This is a genomic window from Ammoniphilus sp. CFH 90114 (genome assembly GCF_004123195.1).
GTDB lineage: Bacteria > Bacillota > Bacilli > Aneurinibacillales > RAOX-1 > YIM-78166.
The window spans coordinates 99,990-115,433 of record NZ_SDLI01000009.1 but is presented as its reverse complement, the minus strand read 5'-3'; the positions used below and the strand labels follow the sequence as shown (position 1 = coordinate 115,433).

Genomic DNA, 15,444 nt, shown 5'->3' with positions numbered 1-15,444 from the left:
CAGGATCATGGACAACCATGTTCATTCGATACGTTGGGAAGAGGATCGAGTATTATTACTTGATCAAACGAAGCTTCCTTTAGAAGTTGTATTTGAGGATGTTTATACTATAGAACAGATGTGGAATGCTATTCGCGCATTGAAGGTTAGAGGAGCACCAGCTATTGGTATTTCCGCTGCCTATGGTATGTATCTAGGTGCAAGAGATATTGAGGCAGCTGACTCCTCGGATTTTCTCATTAAGCTGCGTGAGAAGAGAGAGTATTTAGCGACTTCTCGCCCGACTGCGGTCAATTTGTTTTGGGCTATTGACAGAATGATGAATAAGGCGGAATCCTTGGTGAATGTTGATGTCAATGCGATGAAGCAGGAGCTGCTAGAGGAAGCCAAACGCATGCATGAAGAGGACGTGGAGATTTGCCGAAGTATCGGTGAGCATGCTATCACGTTGTTTCATGATGGAATAGGCGTTCTAACGCACTGTAATGCGGGCGGCATCGCTACGGCTAAGTACGGAACAGCACTCGCTCCTATGTTCCTAGCAAAGGAAAGAGGTTGGGATATAAAGGTATTTGCAGATGAAACCCGCCCAGTGCTGCAAGGTGCCCGCCTAACCGCGTGGGAGCTTCAGCAAGCTGGAATTGACGTCACTTTAATCTGCGACAATATGGCTGCCATGGTTATGTCTAAGGGATGGGTGCAGGCTGTGATTGTGGGAACAGACCGTATCGCTGCAAACGGAGACGTAGCAAATAAGATCGGAACCTATGGCTTGGCTGTATTGGCTAAGGCACATGGTATTCCTTTCTACGTGGCTTCGCCTTTATCTACTATTGACTTAGATACACTGACAGGTGCCGAAATCCCGATTGAAGAACGTCCGGACGAGGAGATTACAGAGATCAGTGGGAATCGCGTAGCGCCTCATAATATCAAAGTTTTCAACCCGGCATTCGATGTGACGCCGAACGAGTATGTAACGGCCATTATCACGGAAAAAGGTATCGTGCGTGCTCCGTATGAGGTTAGTTTGAAGCAATTGTTTGAGAAGTAGGTAGGGGGCGCTCCTCTTCGTGATGGGCGGATCTTAAGCGGAGAATTTCCGGTTATTTTCTAAATTTAGGGTTTTAGGGGTTGAATAGCGGAAGCAATTCCGCCTATTGCCATTAAACCTAGTAGAAATGAGTGTTTGGGGCCGAGTAGCGGAAAAATTTCCGCCTATTTCGGCCTTTTTATTGGCGATAGTAGGAATAGCGGAAAATTCTCCGCTTATTGCCCCCGACTGGCCTGGAGAGGGCGCCTGGCTAGGGGCGGATCTTAAGCGGAGGATTAGAGCTTATCCGGTGACAGCCGGCACCCTTTTTCATGCTCACCCCTCACAACATAGAAAAAAGCCGGTTTAAGTTTTCCTTAAACCGACTCTGTAAATTATTCTGTAGCAACGGATTGGTCAGCTTGAAGCTTCACTGGAGCGAGCATCATAAAATGCTGTCCTGCGTGATCTCGAAGTGCCTCAATACGGGCAGCTGTTTCTGCTTGATCTGTTGCCTTTAATTCATCAATATACTTGTTTAGTAGCTCTACAACATCACTTTGACCCTTGTCAGATAGAGGGAGTAGGGAAACCTTAGCTCCTTTTGCAATACGTCTGTTGATGGCAGCTTCGTCTAGGCCCATCTCAGGCTGAAGACGAATATAAACCACTCCACCTGTCATCCCTGCACAAATCCATGGACCTGGATCTCCCATCACAATTGCTCTACCGTTTGTCATATATTCAAATGCAAAGCCCTTAAGATTTGCACGGCCACCGATTCCACCAAATTGATCGTTGATTGGTTGGGTTAACTCCCCGCCAAAGATGATATCTGCACCGGAGAGACGAATACAAGCACGAGCATCGGCATTTCCTTGGACGATGAAAGTACCTTTTTGTGCGCCGTAGGCAAAGCTCTTTCCTACAGAACCGTTAATGAAAAGGCCATTCTTGTTACGAGCCTTCATAACGCTGATCTTACCACCGAAGCTAGTTTTACCGACGCCATCCTGAGCTCCACCTTGAACTCGGATATTGATCCCTTCAGCGTTAAACGCACCAAGACCGTTACCAGGAACACAGCCAGATTCAAAGTTCAAGTGAACTTCTGGAAGAGAAACGTAGCTGCCGTCCAAGTGAGGCTTCACACGTTCACCGGAATAGCGACTTCCTAACACACGTTGATCACCGAGTACATTGGTAAATTGACGAACCAGCGGGCTGTTCGTGTCCACGTACACCGGTTCTGCGCTTTGGTTTTCTGCTCCTGCAGCTACAAGAACCTTCGCTAACTCTGCTTCTTCATGCACAGCAGGAAGAAGAGCTGGTTCCAAGTCTAAACGATCAAGCATAGCAGATAGATCAATCTTCTGCGTTTCTCGAACTTGCTGAAGTAAATCGGAGCGTCCAACAAGCTCTTGCGTGTTAGAGATACCAAGTTCAGCGGTAATACGCTTCACTTCTTCGCCGAAAGCGGTGAAAAGACGCTTCAGATTTTCAACTGCCTCATCATATACTCGAGGAACGAAACGACGCAAGCCGTGTTCCTTAGCTTCTTCAACAGATTCGATTTGAGTAGCAATACCTACATGGCAGGTATCTAAGTGACAACCGCGGCAAGTTGTACAACCTACTGCAAGCATGGCGAGGGTACCGAAACCAGCACGGTTAGCTCCAAGCATCATCATTTTGACTACATCGTTACCACTCTTTAAGCCACCATCAGACCAAAGTTCAACTTTATTACGAAGTCCAGCTTCAATTAATGCCTTATGAGCTGCGGCCACTCCGATTTCAGTTGGTAATCCTACGTGTTGTAGAGCGTGAATTCTTGCAGCACCAGTACCACCGTCAAAACCGGAGAGGGTGATGATGTCTGCACCTGCCTTAGCCACACCTACGGCAATGGTTCCGATGTTTGGCACGACAGGGACCTTGACAATTACCTTCGCTTGATGGTTAGCGGTCTTAAATTCGTCAATAATTTGAGCTAGATCCTCGATCGAGTAAATGTCATGGTTATTCGATGGTGAAATTAAGTCCGAACCGATGGTGGCATTACGTGCTGCTGCAACCTTCGCTGTTACTTTCTTACCTGGCAAGTGACCGCCTTCACCTGGCTTCGCACCCTGACCGATCTTTAACTCGAGGAGGTTGCTGGAGTTAGCCAATTCTACATTAACACCAAAACGACCGGATGCAATTTGCTGACCACGGGTTTTCGGATATTTTCCGATCATGTCCTTGATCTCTCCGCCTTCACCGTTCAAGCTGATCATGTTTAGCTGATCAGCTGCTTCAGCATAAGCGCGGAAAGCAATCTCGTTCTGCGATCCGAAGGACATAGAGGAGATAACAAATGGTAAACTGTGATCACCAACCCCGATATTGACCTCAGATGGATCAACTTTTCCTTGTGACTTTTCATAGTTAATGTCGGCCACGTGACGGATAGAAAGAGGGGTTTGCTTCTCAATCTCTTCTAATTTATCAGCAAATTCTTGGTAAGTTAAAGTTCCGCTAGCTAATTGACCGATGGACTTCCATACGCGTGGCCACAGATGGAACAGCTTCGCAGGCTTAGATTCCGCCGATTGGAAATCTTCATAACGTTGCTTGCTGTCATTCTCCAGGTCTTCGAAAGAAGTACCTGCCTTCTCAGAACCACAGAAGTTCACAATGTGAAGAACTTCTGCCACCGAGTCGTTCAGACCGATAGAGGAGAAGATGCGGAAATATCCGCGGGCTTCGTGAATACCTATAGTTGAAGTCACTTTCTCTAGGCCCTTGCAGAGTGCTTCGTATAAGCTGATAACAGAATCGGAGCCATCCTTGCCGTAAACAGTAGAGAAGAGCAAGTATGGATCAATAGCGTCTGCACCGATACCGAAGGCTACAGCAATATCATGAAGGCTTCGAATAGCGGCAGAACGGAGAATAATGCTTGTTTTTCTTCTTAGGCTGATGCCTTCGTCGTTCTTCGTACTCTTAAGGGCCTGATCGACCTTTGCTACAGTAAGCAGAGGATCAATCCAGTACTTCCCATCTGTATGAGTTAAAGCGTCATCTAAAAGAATGATTTGTGATCCGGACTGGGCAGCCTGAACAGCCTTTTCCGCTAGTTGCTCTAGTGCATCAGTCATTTTTTGATTGTCTGTAAAATGCGTGGATAGGGTAGCTACTCCACCATGTGCGCTGAAATATTCGAGAATCTGCTCAAGGGAGGAAGAACCTACTTGGGCAGCAGCCTCTTGAAGGTTAGCTCCCTCTAAAATGATCGGAGCAGGAAGCTCTATGCCAGGTTGGCTTAATTCACGGTAAACACCAGGACGTGCACCGAGTACTACACGAGTGGAGAAGTGCTCCATCTCACGGTCTCTATCAATAGCAGGATTGGTTACAACCGCTACGCTTTCCTTAATAAAGTCGGCTAGATTCTGTCTATCTTGCGCTAAGGCAGCCAAAGGTGCATCGTGTCCTAATGATCTTATCGGCTCAGCACCGTTAGTAGCCATCTGTTCCGCGAGTTGGATTTGTTCTCTTTCCCAACCGAAAGCAGAATAGATTTGGTTGGATACTTCGGTTACGTCGACATAAGGTGCTTTTGCTTTATCGAGTTTAGCGAAGGTAAGCTGATCACCGAATCCAGTGAATGTGCCTTTAGAGATCGCTCTCTCATAAACCGTCTCTTGCAGTTGCCCGTGATAAATGACTTCCACATGAGCATCCTTGTGTAAGATAAGTCCGACCTTCTCACCGGGAGCTAAGGACTTCGGTTCACTAACCATCTCCGTAACTGGAGTAACACCTTGTTCAGAAGAGAAGAAGAGAGATGTTGTGTCTTCTACCATCCAAACAGGACGTAAACCTAATGCATCGACACTAAAGACGCACTCATCCTTATATCGAGAGATAATCCCCGCTGGGCCTTGGGCGAAGTGTCCCCAAGTTTGGCGGAAGTACATGTATAAATCTCGAAGTTCTGGACGAAGATGCTTGATCTCATTGTGAATCGGTGGGAAGACCATCTCAAGAGCTTCAAATAAGCTCAGGCCGTAACGATGGATCAGAGTCTCAATCGTTCTGTTCATGTTTTGGGAGTCACTTCCACCTTTAACAAGAGGGACACCAAGCATGCTAGCTTCATCTTCTAATTTATTGATTGTATTGATCTCTCCGTTGTGACCGAGTACGGAGAAGGGCTGTACGCGAAAAAAGCTGGATAATGTATTGGTAGAATAACGATTATGTCCAAGAGTTGCTGAAGAAGCAAACTCTGGCTTCGTGATATCCTGATAATAGCGTGGAATAATACTTGCTGCACCCATGACCTTATAAGCAGCGGTGTAGTTGCTTAAGGAGGCAACATGAACATGGAATAGGTCTTCAATTTCGATATGAAGATCAAAAAGGTTGCTTTCTACCTTTACTCCTTCGTTCTCGCATAAACTAGCTACTTGCCAGAAGATCGGTTCGTCAGCACGTCCGTTCTTACCTAGCACTTCACTGTTAACTGCATTTTCCTGCTCAAGTAGAATCGTAACATTATATTTAGCAAAGAGATCTCGGATAGCATTCATGACTTGGACTGGGTCATGACCCTTGCGTGGAACAAAGATATGGGCCACGGAAAACTTCTCATCGTAGGCAAGGCTTGAGGAGTGGCCTGCAGCCGTTAGTTTCTGAGCCCAGAGATCTCTAGGGATATCAGTGAGAATTCCACATCCGTCTCCTTCGCCATCGATAAACCCGGAGCGATGCTCCATCTTAATAAGTGCATCAATAATACGAAGAACATTGTCTCTTGTTGGTTGACCATTCTTCTCGACGATAGCAACGATCCCACAGCTATCGTGTTCTTGTGCTAGGTGATTTTTGAATTTTCCGTAATTAGGGCTTACTCGCATAACGTTGGTCAGCTTGGCTGACCATCACCTCCTATCCCATTGTAAAACTTATTTTTGTCTGTATGGAAAAGCGAATGGCTTATTTCCCCCAGTAAGAACATAACCTTGGACTCCGGCCGGTCATAACTGTAAGGGTGAAGGAAAATATCTGTTCTAGTGATGAGGGAAATTTTCAGTAAACAGAAACAAGTTAAAATTATTTATAGAATAACACGCTTTCTGTTTCAAGACAACATTTTTTTGATTAAATATACAAGATGAAAGCGATTTAAAATATAAAACTAATAATTATGAATTTTCATCTACATGCAATTGGTGATATAAATCATAAAAGAAATGATCTTTTTATTAGATTGATATACGTTTTTTAGAAGGAGGATAATCTTCTTTTTGAGGTTTTTGATGGAATTATAGGATTTGATAGGGTGGTTTATAGCGGGAACGCCATTTTAGGTAAAAAAATACCAAAGAAGAAAACCGCGTGGTTGCTCCTTTGGTAATGAATAAAAATAAATAAAAATGAATAAAATTACATTTTTGAAAAGCTTCGCTCTACAGCAGAAATGGTTCGGTGTATATCTTCTTCGGTGTGAGCTGTAGTAATAAACCATGCTTCATATTTTGACGGGGCAAGATGAATCCCTTCCTCCAGCATATAGCGGAAAAACTTAGCGAATACCTCGCCGTTAGAGGCTTCGGCTTGCTCGTAATTGGTAACTGGGGTGTCGGTAAAATGGGTGCTAAGGGCCCCTTTGATGCGATTTAGTTGCAACGGTATTTGGTATTTTGAGGCAGCTGTTGCAATACCATCTTCTAGCATTGCCCCTAGGCGATCTAATTCCTCATATACACCAGGTTGTTTAAGAACTTCAAGACATGCAATACCTGCAGAAATCGAGGCGGGGTTTCCAGCCATCGTACCTGCTTGGTAAGCCGGCCCCAGAGGAGCTACTTGATCCATAATTTCCTTTGTTCCTCCATAGGCACCGATTGGCAGTCCACCACCGATAATCTTCCCTAAGGCTGTTAAGTCAGGCTTTACCTTTAATAAGTCCTGTGCCCCTCCGTACATAAATCGAAAACCGGTTATGACTTCATCATAGATGACTAGTGCTCCATAACGATGCGTTAACTCGTTAACCTGTTCTAGGAACCCGGGATGTGGGGGAACAATGCCAAAGTTGCCGACAATTGGTTCTACAAGGACAGCAGCTACTTGATCTCCCCACTTTTCCAAGGCGGTTTCATAAGCTTCAATATCGTTAAATGGAACGGTGATGACCTCGCTGGCAATGGACTGTGGAATCCCTGCGCTATCGGGAATGCCAAGAGTAGATGGTCCTGAACCGGCAGCTACAAGAACGAGGTCAGAGTGACCATGATAGCATCCAGCAAATTTCATAATCTTATTACGGCCAGTATGAGCTCTTGCTACGCGAATCGTACTCATGACGGCTTCTGTACCAGAGTTTACAAACCGAACTTTATCTAAAGAAGGAATGGCTTCCTTCAACATACGGGCAAACTGTATTTCGAGAGTCGTGGGCGTGCCGTATAAAGTTCCATTCTCCGCTGCCCGGCATATCGCGGCCGTAATATGAGGGTGGGCATGTCCCGTTATAATAGGCCCGTAGGCAGCTAAATAGTCAATATATTGATTCCCATCGGCATCCCAAAAATAAGCCCCTTGAGCCTTCTCCATAAAAACAGGAGCGCCACCGCCGACGGCTTTAAAGGAGCGAGATGGGCTGTTAACCCCCCCGACAATACATTCTAATGCTTGTTGATATAACTCAACTGATCTGCTGCGATTCATATTATCCCTCCAAAAACATGCTATACTTATGTATCATAACGAGTAAATTAGAAGAAAGCTACTGGTTTAGAGTATGAATCAGTATCCATATGTGACTTATAAATCAGAAGAAGAAAGGGCTTGAAGATGTTAAGAATAGAAGTAAAACAATTAACTAAACAATTTAAGTCTTACCACAGTCGTGAGGGTTTGGCTGGGGCCTTTCGTGATCTTTTTTCACGAGAGTATCATAGCGTTAACGCTGTAAATGGCATTTCCTTTGATGTTCAAGCAGGAGAAATGGTTGGGTATATTGGGGAGAACGGAGCGGGGAAGTCAACCACGATCAAGATGCTTACAGGCATTCTTCAACCCACCTCAGGTTATCTTCGGATTAATGACATGGATCCTCATAAACAGCGGGAAGAGTTTGTGCAAACGATTGGGGTTGTCTTTGGGCAAAGGAGTCAATTGTGGTGGGATATTGCTGTACAAGAATCCTTCCGTCTACTCAAGAAAGTGTATAAAGTCTCGGATGCAGACTATAAACAGCACATGGGAGAAGTCATAGAAATTCTCGAGATTGGAGAATTACTTAATCGGCCAGTTCGAAAGCTAAGTCTAGGACAACGTATGAGATGTGAGCTGGCAGCAGCCTTAATCCATAATCCGCCTCTCTTGTTTCTAGATGAGCCGACAATCGGATTGGACGTTTTAGTGAAGCTCAAGATTCGAGACTTCCTGCGGGAGCTTAATCGGAAATATGGAACAACGGTACTTTTAACCACCCATGATCTCGCGGACATTGAGGCTCTCTGTTCACGTGTGGTCATGCTTGATGAGGGGAATATCATTTATGACGGGAGTCTTCAGGAGTTAAGAGAAAATTGGGGTGGAGGAAAAAGTGCTGTTATTGAATTTACTAGAAAAGTGGAGCTAGATGAATTGACGGCCCTAACAGAAGGTCAGCCTATTGGCTGGAAGCAGGAGAATCCCATTCGTTTTAAAGCTGATTTTCTCAGTCCAAGTCTTACTGTCTCTGACCTTCTCTCACGTGTCGCGCCCTATATTGATGTAAAGGATATCCGCATCGAGGAAACGAGCACAGAGGAAATTGTACAAAAGATCTATAAAGAAGGAATTTCTTATGCTTAGTATGTATGTAGAAATGATACGGATTCGATTCCTGATGATGTTGGCCTATCGTGTCAATTACTACTCGGGAATATTAGTTTACAGTATTAATATTGGTGCTTACTATTTCTTATGGAACGCCATTTATGGCGGCCAATCCTCCATGGGGGGAATGACTTCTTTACAGATGACCAGCTATGTTGCGGTCTCTTGGATGGCGCGGGCGTTTTACTTCAATAATATTGACCGCGAAATGGCCTTAGAGATAAAGGATGGAAAAGTGGCCATTGAAATGATAAGACCCTATAACTATCTGGCGGTGAAGACGATGCAGGCCCTAGGAGAAGGGGTGTTTCGTTTGTTTTTCTTCTCCGTTCCAGGAATGCTGATTGTTTCCTTGTTATTTCCGATCGTTTTTCCAAGTGATGCGGCTACTTGGTTGCTGTATGGGGTAAGTTTAATGTTTAGCTTTATTATTAATACCGAACTTAATCTGATTACAGGAGTCTTAGCCTTTTTCCTGCTAAATAATGAAGGTATTATGAGAGCGAAACGGGTTATTGTAGATTTGTTCTCTGGACTCATCCTTCCCATTAGTTTTTATCCCGAGTGGGCGAGATCCATACTAGAATACCTTCCTTTTCAAGCGATTAGTTATCTTCCAGGGCTAATATTCACGGGCGCAGCGGAAGGGGAAGCGGTACAGCGAGCTCTACTCGTGCAAACAACATGGGCACTTGTATTGTTAGTTCCACTCTACTTTCTATGGATCCGTGCAAAAAAGACCCTTGTGGTACAGGGGGGTTAAGGTACATGTTTTATATGGAGCTGTTCTTTGATTATCTCAAACAATATCTGAAAACGAAGATGGCCTATCGATTAGATCTCATCAATGAGATTATTTCCGATTTTATTTTCCAAGTGGTTAATCTAGTCTTTATTTTGGTGGTTTTCCAGCATACGAGTCTCATTAACGGATGGAGCCGGGAAGAAATCATTTTTATTTACGGTTTTTTCTTAGTTCCTTATGCCATCTTTACGACTTTCTTTAATCTGTGGGAATTTCAAGAGAAATATATTATTAAAGGTGAGATGGACCGAATACTAACGCGTCCAGCTCATAATTTATTTCAAGTGATGCTAGAAACAATGGAGCCAGAGGCATTGGCAGGAGCATTCACAGGTCTCGTTATTATGGGTTATGCCTCGTATGAAATGGGATTAACGTTTGCCTGGTATGATCCGTTCGTCTTCCTTGTACTTGTACTATCAGGTGTCCTGTTGTATGGGGGAGTTTATACTTCCATTGCTGCGATCGGTTTCTTTTCGGATTCCAAGACTGGGATCTCGCCGATGATCTGGAATATCCAAAACTATGGAAGATATCCGCTAGACATCTATAACAATGTGATTCGTTTTGTTTTGACTTGGATTCTTCCTTTTGCTTTTGTCGGAGTCTATCCTTCTTCCTATTTCTTAGGGAGAGAAGAGCTGTATACCTATGTCTGGTTAACTCCAGTGATGGGGCTCATATTCTTTGGAATCGGACTTTTTGTATGGAATCTTGGGGTTAAGAACTATCGTGGAGCAGGCTCTTAACAAGTGTGGAATTTACAAATAGATAGAAAATTTGCACATCTCCCTGCATAACATGTATCAAAGGGAGGCTATGCATATGTGGGTCGTTGAGAATTTTCGACCCTTTGAACCCACATACGGTCGTGGTAAACGCTTTAAGACGGGGACCAAATTTGTTTGGGAAGTAGCAGATATTCTCCATGGTGGGAGAATTCTTTTTCGCTTCACAACAATTGATGGACAGAACAATTGCCTGGTCACCATGAAAGAGTTGGACTACTTTGTCGAGGTTTCTGATGAAATTTTACAGAAGCTCTTAGATGAATATCGTAAAAAAAAACAGAAGAATAAGGATGACCCGGGTAAAGAAGATCCTCCTAAAGCGAACTGACCGATGGGGGAGGGGGTTGCAGGCATGTCTGAGTGGAACTTTGCTTTTTGGTCTGTATTAATTCTTGTGAGCTCCTTTTCTTCATGTTATGCATTGTATAAATTTGCAAATAGAAAAGATCAGAACAAATGAAATAAGAGATTAGGCAAATCGGGCGGGACTATAACCGGAGTTTCTCCTGTTAACCCGTCCTGCCTACCTAATTTATTAATTATCGCAATCGTTACAGCAGAGGAGAGAGATAGAAGATGAAGATCTATACGAAATCTGGAGATAAAGGCGAAACCAGTCTAGTTTACGGCCAAAGAGTTTCAAAGCATTCTGCGAGAGTAGAAGCCTACGGAACTTGTGATGAGGCTAATTCGATGATTGGGCTCGCTATTTCTTTTTTACCGAAAGATGATCAGTGGACGGAGCTGTTGGAGACGTTCCATGTCGTTCAGACGAAGCTCTTTCACGTAGGGGCCGAGCTGGCGACACCGGTGGGCAAGAAGGTAGGTTGGCCAATACAAGAAGAGGATGTAACGTATCTAGAGCAGCAAATTGATAAAATGGATGAGGAACTGCCGGCGCTGACAAACTTTGTGTTGCCTGGAGGGACCCAGGCGGGTGCAGCTTTACACGCAGCCAGAACGATAGCTCGGCGAGCGGAGCGCAACGCGATTGCCATCTCTAGGGAAGAAGAGGTAAATCCTACAGTCGTCAAGTATTTGAATCGCTTGTCTGATTTTCTTTTCGTGGCGGCTCGCTTTGTTAATCAGGGGATGGGAAAGGCAGAGCCCACCTTACAAGTTTAAGACAAACGGTTTAGATTATTGACAATCGTATGGCCTAGTCATTACACTTAAAGGAGGAGATCCATTCTTCCGTTAAGGGTAATGATTAGAGAGGTGCACGTGATGTCTGCTGATCGACTAGAGATAGCGGTTCAAAAATTGAAAGATACAGGGATCCGGATGACACCACAGCGTTATGCAATCCTATCCTTCTTAATGGAGACGTTAAGTCATCCAACAGCCGATGAGATATACAAGGTACTGGAATCCCAATTTCCTAATATGAGTGTAGCTACAGTCTATAACAACCTGAAGGTCTTTAAGGATGCAGGACTTGTTAGGGAACTTACGTATGGAGATTCTTCCAGTCGTTTTGATGGAAATACAAGCGATCACTATCATTGCATTTGCTCGTCCTGTGGCAGGATTGTCGATTTTGATTATGAGCCGCTAGTTGAGCTTGAGGAAGAAGCCGAGAGGTCTACGGGGTTTGCAATCTCCTCGCATAGACTGGAGTTTTATGGTACGTGTGAGTTGTGCAAGACAGAGTATAAGCAATAAACAATGTTAACTTTAAGAACCGGAAGAACTCCAACATCATCGGATTTTTTCGGTTCATTTTATTTTTAGGAGAACTGAAATGGAATTACAAACAAATTACAGGACACGAAGGCGAACCGGTGGAGGTCCTGCCCGCTGGGTCTTATTTTTGCTTATGGCCACCGTTATCCTTGGTTTAGGTATCGTTGGAATTCTGTGGTATCAAGATCAGTGGAGCAATTCAACCCAAGTAGAATCATTTTCGGGAAGAGAGCATCCCGTTACCTATCAAGGGGTCCTGCTGCAGGAAGAAGATGTTCGTGTAGTGAATAATGAACACTACTTCTCTATGAATTATATCAAGGAGAATATAGATCCCAATATTTTCTGGGACGAACAGACAAAAGCTGTCGTGATTACCACAAAAGATAAAGTATTGACTTTTCCGGAGGGCCAGGTTGAAGCTTTTGTCAACGGACAACCCTTCTCTATACGTGTACCGGTGGAAGATGTTAATGGAGTAAAGTATATTCCTGTTAGTCCCTTAGAGAATATTTATGGTATCCGTCTACAGAGCTTAACGAACACGGGAGTAGCTATCCTCGAAAAGTCTGGAGACATGATCCAAGTAGGAGAGACTGTTGTACAGCCAGAGAAAGTTGAGCTTACTTACTTTGTGAGGCAAGAGCCATCCACCCAAGCACCTTACGTGATTGAGCTAGGACAAGAAGCGAAAGTTCACATATTTGGGGAAGAAAAGGGCTGGTATTATGTACAGACTTTAGATGGGCTTGTGGGCTATCTTGATAAGAAGGATGTCCAACTCGAAGGAATAACCCAGATAACCCTTGAAGTGGAAGATAAGAAGCGAATTCCTTGGAGTCCATTGGGAGGAAAGATTAATTTGACCTGGGAACACGTAGTTAGCCGTAATCCAGATCACTCCAAGATCTCTCCAATGCCAGGACTTCATGTTGTATCCCCGACATGGTTTGACCTAGTGAATGGAGAAGGAGAAATCTCGTCAAAAGCAAGCTTGCCTTATGTTGAATGGGCACATCAGCAGGGCTATCAAGTATGGGGATTGTTCAGTAACAACTTTGACCCAGACATTACAACTACAGCCTTAGCGACATATGAAACGAGAAGTAAAATGGTGAGACAGCTTGTGCAATATGCCTCCATGTATAAGCTAGATGGAATTAATATTGATTTTGAGAATGTTTATTTGAAGGATAAAGAAAACCTCGTTCAATTTGTTCGGGAACTCACCCCTTATCTTCACGAACAAAATCTCGTCGTTTCGATGGATGTTACGATTAAGTCAACTAGTGAAAGATGGTCGATGTTCTATGATCGGGCGAGGTTAGCACAGACAGTGGATTATATGATTGTGATGACCTATGATGAACACTGGGCTTCAAGTCCAGTAGCAGGATCTGTCGCTTCTCTACCTTGGGTGGAGAAAGGCTTGCAAGGGGTTCTAGAAGAAGTTCCTGCATCCAAGCTTCTTTTGGGAGTGCCCTACTATACGAGACTCTGGAAAGAAGAGACGGATCCATCCACCGGAAAAGTCAGGGTCACTTCTAAAGCTATTACAATGGATACAACAGACAAGTGGATCAAGGAGCGTAATTTAACTCCTGGTTATGATGAAAAGTCAGGCCAGATGTACGTCGAGTATAAAGATCAAGCTGATGGAGCGACGTATAAGATATGGATTGAAGATGAGATGTCCATGAAAAAAAGGACCGAGCTCGTGAAAAAATATAATCTAGCGGGGATAGCCTCTTGGAGACGAGGATTTGAGAAGCCTGGCATCTGGAATGCGATTGCCGAAACGCTAGAGAAGAAGCCGTAAGGGGAGAAGAAAATGCCGCTTACATCTATTTTGGTCGGTGGGTTCCAATGGGTAAATTTAGCCAACACGGTTTATCTGAGAAATGGAGTGCAAACAGACTTCATTGACAATGAGGAATCATTGCTGGAATATTTAGTTGCTAGCCATCTTTTATCACCAGATGAGAAGGACAGATTAACTCCTGAGTCAAGATCGCAAATTTATAGGCTAAGAGACCTCTTTCGCCGAATGCTAACCGATATTACCGAGAGGCAATTAATTTCTGAAACAGATCTTGAGAAGCTAAACGATATAGGAAAGAAGATCTCCTTAGAGTTTCATCTTGTGAGGGAAGTTCAAGACATTACAAGTAAGATAACCGGAAAGACAAAAGGAGATCAGATTATTTTTGAGATTCTAGCATCCTTTGCTGAAACCTTTGAGAAGGCAGGAATGGATCGAATCCGTTCGTGTAGCCATGAGGAGTGCATCTTGTTTTTTGTCGATGTATCTAAAGGTGGAAAGCGTAGATGGTGTAGTATGGAGTCGTGCGGAAATCGGGCGAAGGTATCCAATTTTTATTCTCGAAAAAAGGATAATTGAGAGAAGGTTGATTTCTTAGAGTGGGTACCCCCAACTCATAAGAGATCAGCCTTTTCTTATTGATTAGATTACATAGAATCCGATGTTTAGGCGTCCTATTGGGGACGCCTCCTATTACAGTGCCTAGATTACACTTACTTTGGAAGAATTCGAGTCACTTACATCAGTATCTAAAATACTAGATAAAGGGACATAGGGAGGGCAAAAATCACCGTTGTTTTCAATCCCCTGATTTTGTTTGGTCGTAATAAACGTATCTAACTGCTGTGTTGGACCAAAAGAAACAGTTGATCCTCTTTCAAGTATATTGATCTTGAAAGCCAGAAGATTAACTTGCGTTAGCGGGAACAATTGTCATCACTCCTTTAGTCATAAATTTTAATGGGATAAGCATTGCTATCGAATACATCGCGATCATCTACTCCGCTCTTAGTCCCTAAAAAATCACAGGTATCTCCGGAGTTCTGGCCAAAACCTTGATTTCTTTTGTCAGAATTGCTCCAATCGACCAAATAATTCTCTCCGATATTAAAGGCAGAGGCGTTTTCGAAGGAATTAATTTTAATAAAATATATGTTATTAATAATTACTGTTGGGTTTGAATCCACCTTTAACCCCCCCAGCCACATTATTGTCTATCACATCCGAGTCATCCAAATTGAATCTAGAAAAAAAGTTACCCGTTCCATCTCCGAATTGCTGTAAACCCATATTTCTTTTTATAACCACGTGATTGCCCTTTTGCACTGTTCTCCCCATAATCGTTCTCGACCCTACATCTTGTTTGTTAATTTTAATGTTTAGGAAGTTAATTTGCCTAAACTTCATTTCTTATCCCCTTCTT

14 protein-coding genes are annotated in these 15,444 nt (G+C 43.7%); 9 read left to right on the top strand and 5 right to left on the bottom strand.

The window, feature by feature from the left end:
* Window positions 1-7 precede the first annotated feature (7 nt).
* Window positions 8-1,054 carry an S-methyl-5-thioribose-1-phosphate isomerase gene (gene mtnA, locus EIZ39_RS19135; RefSeq protein ID WP_129201781.1) on the top strand — a complete coding sequence of 349 codons (1,047 nt, stop codon included), beginning with the start codon at window positions 8-10 and terminating at the stop codon, window positions 1,052-1,054.
* Window positions 1,055-1,428: 374 nt separating this feature from the next.
* Here mtnA and EIZ39_RS19125 read toward each other — a convergent pair whose 3' ends face one another.
* Window positions 1,429-5,943: a glutamate synthase-related protein gene (locus EIZ39_RS19125; RefSeq protein ID WP_129201777.1), complete on the bottom strand. Its 4,515-nt coding sequence runs from the start codon at window positions 5,941-5,943 to the stop codon at window positions 1,429-1,431.
* Between the two features lie 529 nt (window positions 5,944-6,472).
* On the bottom strand, window positions 6,473-7,759 hold the full coding sequence (locus tag EIZ39_RS19120; RefSeq protein ID WP_129201775.1) for a glutamate-1-semialdehyde 2,1-aminomutase: 1,287 nt from the start codon (window positions 7,757-7,759) through the stop codon (window positions 6,473-6,475).
* Between the two features lie 126 nt (window positions 7,760-7,885).
* On the opposite strand from EIZ39_RS19120, the gene EIZ39_RS19115 reads away from it, so the two are divergent.
* The 8 genes from EIZ39_RS19115 to EIZ39_RS27110 all read left to right on the top strand — a co-directional run bounded on the left by EIZ39_RS19115 (window position 7,886) and on the right by EIZ39_RS27110 (window position 14,600).
* Window positions 7,886-8,893: an ABC transporter ATP-binding protein gene (locus tag EIZ39_RS19115; protein WP_129201773.1), complete on the top strand. Its 1,008-nt coding sequence runs from the start codon at window positions 7,886-7,888 to the stop codon at window positions 8,891-8,893.
* Entirely contained in the window at window positions 8,886-9,680 is a 795-nt protein-coding gene (locus EIZ39_RS19110) for an ABC transporter permease (protein ID WP_129201771.1), read from the top strand. Before EIZ39_RS19115 ends, EIZ39_RS19110 begins: the two co-directional genes overlap by 8 nt.
* A 5-nt stretch (window positions 9,681-9,685) precedes the next feature.
* Window positions 9,686-10,471 carry an ABC transporter permease gene (locus EIZ39_RS19105; RefSeq protein WP_129201769.1) on the top strand — a complete coding sequence of 262 codons (786 nt, stop codon included), beginning with the start codon at window positions 9,686-9,688 and terminating at the stop codon, window positions 10,469-10,471.
* A gap of 76 nt (window positions 10,472-10,547) precedes the next feature.
* On the top strand, window positions 10,548-10,841 hold the full coding sequence (locus EIZ39_RS19100; protein ID WP_129201767.1) for a hypothetical protein: 294 nt from the start codon (window positions 10,548-10,550) through the stop codon (window positions 10,839-10,841).
* Between the two features lie 248 nt (window positions 10,842-11,089).
* Window positions 11,090-11,638 carry a cob(I)yrinic acid a,c-diamide adenosyltransferase gene (locus EIZ39_RS19095; RefSeq protein WP_129201765.1) on the top strand — a complete coding sequence of 183 codons (549 nt, stop codon included), beginning with the start codon at window positions 11,090-11,092 and terminating at the stop codon, window positions 11,636-11,638.
* Window positions 11,639-11,740: 102 nt separating this feature from the next.
* On the top strand, window positions 11,741-12,178 hold the full coding sequence (locus EIZ39_RS19090; RefSeq protein ID WP_129202025.1) for a Fur family transcriptional regulator: 438 nt from the start codon (window positions 11,741-11,743) through the stop codon (window positions 12,176-12,178).
* 79 nt (window positions 12,179-12,257) lie between these two features.
* Window positions 12,258-14,018, top strand: a complete 1,761-nt coding sequence (locus EIZ39_RS19085) for a glycosyl hydrolase family 18 protein (protein ID WP_240675877.1) — start codon at window positions 12,258-12,260, stop codon at window positions 14,016-14,018.
* A 12-nt stretch (window positions 14,019-14,030) separates the two neighbouring features.
* Complete coding sequence (locus EIZ39_RS27110; RefSeq protein ID WP_205668590.1) at window positions 14,031-14,600, top strand: CGNR zinc finger domain-containing protein; 570 nt, start codon at window positions 14,031-14,033, stop codon at window positions 14,598-14,600.
* 123 nt (window positions 14,601-14,723) lie between these two features.
* Here EIZ39_RS27110 and EIZ39_RS19075 read toward each other — a convergent pair whose 3' ends face one another.
* From EIZ39_RS19075 to EIZ39_RS19065, 3 genes are read right to left on the bottom strand one after another with little or no spacing between them, the layout of a single operon-like run.
* Window positions 14,724-14,951, bottom strand: coding sequence for a hypothetical protein (locus tag EIZ39_RS19075; RefSeq protein WP_129201763.1), 228 nt, complete (start codon window positions 14,949-14,951; stop codon window positions 14,724-14,726).
* A gap of 14 nt (window positions 14,952-14,965) precedes the next feature.
* Window positions 14,966-15,208, bottom strand: a complete 243-nt coding sequence (locus EIZ39_RS19070) for a hypothetical protein (RefSeq protein ID WP_240675876.1) — start codon at window positions 15,206-15,208, stop codon at window positions 14,966-14,968.
* Window positions 15,180-15,428 (bottom strand): hypothetical protein, encoded by a 249-nt coding sequence (locus EIZ39_RS19065; protein ID WP_129201759.1) that lies wholly within the window; start codon window positions 15,426-15,428, stop codon window positions 15,180-15,182. The genes EIZ39_RS19070 and EIZ39_RS19065 overlap by 29 nt, the downstream gene beginning before the upstream one ends.
* Window positions 15,429-15,444 lie beyond the last annotated feature (16 nt).

Coding starts and splice junctions, on each gene's coding strand:
- EIZ39_RS19120 (WP_129201775.1), bottom strand. CDS start 7,759: ATGAATCGCAGCAGATCAGTTGAGTTATATCAACAAGCATTAGAATGT.
- EIZ39_RS19125 (WP_129201777.1), bottom strand. CDS start 5,943: ATGCGAGTAAGCCCTAATTACGGAAAATTCAAAAATCACCTAGCACAA.
- EIZ39_RS19105 (WP_129201769.1), top strand. CDS start 9,686: ATGTTTTATATGGAGCTGTTCTTTGATTATCTCAAACAATATCTGAAA.
- EIZ39_RS19095 (WP_129201765.1), top strand. CDS start 11,090: ATGAAGATCTATACGAAATCTGGAGATAAAGGCGAAACCAGTCTAGTT.
- EIZ39_RS19085 (WP_240675877.1), top strand. CDS start 12,258: ATGGAATTACAAACAAATTACAGGACACGAAGGCGAACCGGTGGAGGT.
- EIZ39_RS19115 (WP_129201773.1), top strand. CDS start 7,886: ATGTTAAGAATAGAAGTAAAACAATTAACTAAACAATTTAAGTCTTAC.
- mtnA (WP_129201781.1), top strand. CDS start 8: ATGGACAACCATGTTCATTCGATACGTTGGGAAGAGGATCGAGTATTA.
- EIZ39_RS19100 (WP_129201767.1), top strand. CDS start 10,548: ATGTGGGTCGTTGAGAATTTTCGACCCTTTGAACCCACATACGGTCGT.
- EIZ39_RS19090 (WP_129202025.1), top strand. CDS start 11,741: ATGTCTGCTGATCGACTAGAGATAGCGGTTCAAAAATTGAAAGATACA.
- EIZ39_RS19065 (WP_129201759.1), bottom strand. CDS start 15,428: ATGAAGTTTAGGCAAATTAACTTCCTAAACATTAAAATTAACAAACAA.
- EIZ39_RS27110 (WP_205668590.1), top strand. CDS start 14,031: ATGCCGCTTACATCTATTTTGGTCGGTGGGTTCCAATGGGTAAATTTA.
- EIZ39_RS19110 (WP_129201771.1), top strand. CDS start 8,886: ATGCTTAGTATGTATGTAGAAATGATACGGATTCGATTCCTGATGATG.